We start from the raw sequence: 3478 nt of genomic DNA, 5'->3' as shown, positions 1-3478 counted from the left end.
CGGTTGATCACGCGGCGATACAGGTCGTTCAGGTCCGACGTCGCGAAGCGGCCGCCATCCAGGGGCACCAGCGGACGCAGTTCGGGCGGGATGACCGGGATCACGGTCAGCACCATCCATTCGGGACGGTTGCCCGATTCCAGGAAGGATTCGACGATCTTCAACCGCTTGATGATCTTCTTCGGCTTCAATTCGCCCGTGGCCTCTTTCAGATCCTCGCGCAATTGTTCGGCCGTCGCCGCCAGATCGATATTGGCCAGCATCGCGCGGATCGCCTCTGCGCCGATATCGGCGGTGAAGGCATCGGCGCCATAGCTGTCCTGGGCGTCGAGGAATTCCTCTTCGCTCAGCAACTGGCCATAGGTCAGGTCGGTCAGACCCGGTTCGATCACGACGTAGTTTTCGAAATACAGGATCCGTTCCAGATCGCGCAGCGTCATGTCCAGCATCAGGCCGATGCGCGACGGCAGCGATTTCAGGAACCAGATATGGGCGACCGGCGCGGCCAGTTCGATATGGCCCATCCGTTCGCGCCGGACCTTCTGCAAGGTCACCTCGACACCGCACTTCTCGCAGACCAGGCCGCGATATTTCATGCGCTTGTATTTGCCGCACAGGCATTCGTAATCCTTGATGGGACCGAAGATGCGCGCGCAAAACAGGCCGTCACGCTCGGGCTTGAACGTGCGGTAGTTGATGGTTTCGGGCTTCTTCACCTCGCCGAAGGACCAGGCCAGAATTTCTTCGGGCGAGGCCAGCGAGATCTTGATTTCGTCGAACTGCCGAGGCGGAGCCAGCGGGTTCAGCGGATTGGTGGCGAGTTCCTGGTTCATCTTAAAATCCTAATGATCGGCGCGGGGTGAAAGGGAGGTGGGGCAAGACCCCACCCCGCCGGGTTCGCATGGGTGGGATTTCGCCCCACCGGGCCCTCCGGCTATTCCTCTTCCTCCGCATCCAGGAGTTCCATGTTGAGGCCCAGACCCCGGACCTCCTTGACCAGCACGTTGAACGATTCCGGCACGCCTGCTTCGAAATTGTCCTCGCCCTTGACGATGGATTCGTAGACCTTGGTGCGCCCGGCAACGTCGTCCGACTTGACCGTCAGCATCTCTTGCAGGGTATAGGCGGCGCCATAGGCTTCCAGAGCCCAGACCTCCATCTCGCCCAGCCGCTGACCGCCGAACTGCGCCTTGCCGCCCAGCGGCTGCTGGGTCACGAGGCTGTAGGGACCGGTCGAACGGGCATGCATCTTGTCATCGACGAGATGGTGCAGCTTCAGGATATACTTCATCCCGACAGTGACCTTGCGGGCGAATTGCTCGCCCGTGCGGCCATCGAAGACCACCGACTGACCCGACGTGTCGAAGCCCGCCCGCGCCAGCGCGTCGTTGACGTCGGCCTCCTTGGCGCCGTCGAAGACGGGCGTGGCGATCGGCACCCCGGTGCGCACGGTATTGGCGTGCTCGACCAGTTGCGCGTCGGCCATTCCCTCGAAGGTATCGGCATAGAGATCGTCGCCATAGCCGATCTTCATCGCCTCGCGGACCGGCGTCATGTCGCCGTTGCGGCGATATTCTTCCAGCGCCTCGTCGATCCGGATGCCAAGGCCGCGCGATGCCCAACCCATATGGGTTTCGAGGATCTGGCCCACATTCATCCGCGAGGGCACGCCCAGCGGATTCAGCACCAGATCGACCGGCGTGCCGTCCGCCAGGAACGGCATGTCCTCCATCGGCACGACCTTGGAGACGACGCCCTTGTTGCCGTGACGGCCGGCCATCTTGTCGCCCGCCTGCAGCTTGCGCTTCACGGCGACAAAGACCTTGACCATCTTCATCACACCCGGCGGCAGGTCGTCGCCCTGACGGACCTTCTCGACCTTGTCCTCGAAGCGGGCTTCCAGGGCCTTCTTCTGGGCATCATACTGATGGTTCAGCGCCTCGACTTCCTTGGCGATGTCCTCTTCTCCGACGGCAAGCTGCCACCACTGGCCGCGGCTCAGCGTGCCCAGCAGATCCTCGGTGATCTCGCTGTTCGGCTTGACACCTTTCGGTCCCTTGACGGCGGTCTTGCCCAGGATCAGCGATTTCAGGCGCGCATAGATGTTGCGGTCCAGAATCGCCTGTTCGTCGTCCCTGTCGCGCGCCAGACGCTCGACCTCCTCGCGCTCGATCTGAAGCGCGCGTTCGTCCTTGTCCACGCCGTGGCGGTTGAAGACGCGGACCTCGACGACGGTGCCGTAGGCGCCCGGCGGCAGACGCAGCGAGGTGTCGCGCACGTCGCTGGCCTTTTCGCCGAAGATGGCGCGCAGCAGCTTTTCCTCGGGCGTCATCGGGCTTTCGCCCTTGGGCGTGATCTTGCCGACCAGGATGTCGCCCGGACCCGCTTCGGCCCCGATATAGACGATGCCGGCCTCATCGAGATTGCGCAGCGCTTCCTCGCCCACGTTGGGGATGTCGCGGGTGATTTCCTCGGGCCCAAGCTTGGTGTCGCGGGCCGCGACCTCGTATTCGTCGATATGGATCGAGGTGAACACGTCGTCGCGGTGAATCCGCTCGGAAATCAGGATCGAGTCCTCGTAGTTGTAGCCGTTCCACGGCATGAACGCGACGACCACGTTGCGGCCGATGGCCAGTTCACCCTGATCGGTCGAGGGACCGTCGGCGATGACCTGACCGCCTTCGACCTTTTCGCCCACCTTGACCAGCGGTCGCTGGTTGATGGTCGAGGACTGGTTGGACCGCTTGAACTTGCGCAGACGATAGATGTCCACGCCCGCGTCGCCGGCTTCCAGGTTCTCGGTGGCGCGCACGACGATCCGCTGGGCATCGACCTGGTCGATCACCCCACCCCGGCGCGCGGTGATCGCGGCACCGGAATCGCGGGCCACGACGGCCTCCATGCCGGTGCCGACGAAAGGCGCCTCGGCCCGCAGCAGCGGCACGGCCTGACGCTGCATGTTCGAACCCATCAGGGCGCGGTTGGCGTCGTCGTTTTCCAGGAACGGAATCAGCGCCGCGGCGACCGAGACCAGCTGCTTGGGCGACACGTCGATCAGATCGACGGCATCGACCGGGTTCAGCATGAAATCGCCCGACTGGCGGGTGCTGATCAGTTCATCGACGAAATTGCCATCAGCATCCAGCGTCGCATTGGCCTGGGCCACGGTATGACGCATTTCCTCGGTCGCGGACATGTAGACCACGTCATCGGTAACGCGGCCGTTCTCGACCTTGCGATAGGGCGTTTCGATGAAGCCGTACTTGTTCACCCGCGCGAAAGTCGCGAGGCTGTTGATCAGGCCGATATTCTGGCCTTCCGGCGTCTCGATCGGGCACATCCGGCCGTAATGCGTCGGGTGCACGTCGCGCACCTCGAAGCCGGCGCGTTCGCGCGTCAGACCGCCCGGCCCAAGCGCCGACAGACGGCGCTTGTGCGTCACCTCGGACAGCGGGTTGGTCTGGTCCATGAACTGCGA

Annotated in this window: 1 protein-coding gene and 1 pseudogene; both read right to left on the bottom strand. The window is 63.4% G+C overall.

What is annotated here, in order from left to right:
• Nucleotides 1–833, bottom strand: a pseudogene (locus B4A72_RS10735) (DNA-directed RNA polymerase subunit beta'); the annotation flags it as partial.
• Nucleotides 834–934: 101 nt separating this feature from the next.
• Nucleotides 935–3478: DNA-directed RNA polymerase subunit beta (gene rpoB / locus B4A72_RS10730; RefSeq protein WP_292978555.1), on the bottom strand; the 2544-nt coding region annotated here is incomplete at its 5' end.

The sequence above is a fragment of the Paracoccus sp. UBA5162 genome (genome assembly GCF_002413585.1).
Lineage (GTDB): Bacteria > Pseudomonadota > Alphaproteobacteria > Rhodobacterales > Rhodobacteraceae > Paracoccus.
The sequence above is the reverse complement of the archived record's forward strand: the minus strand, read 5'-3'. Positions and strand labels throughout refer to the sequence as shown.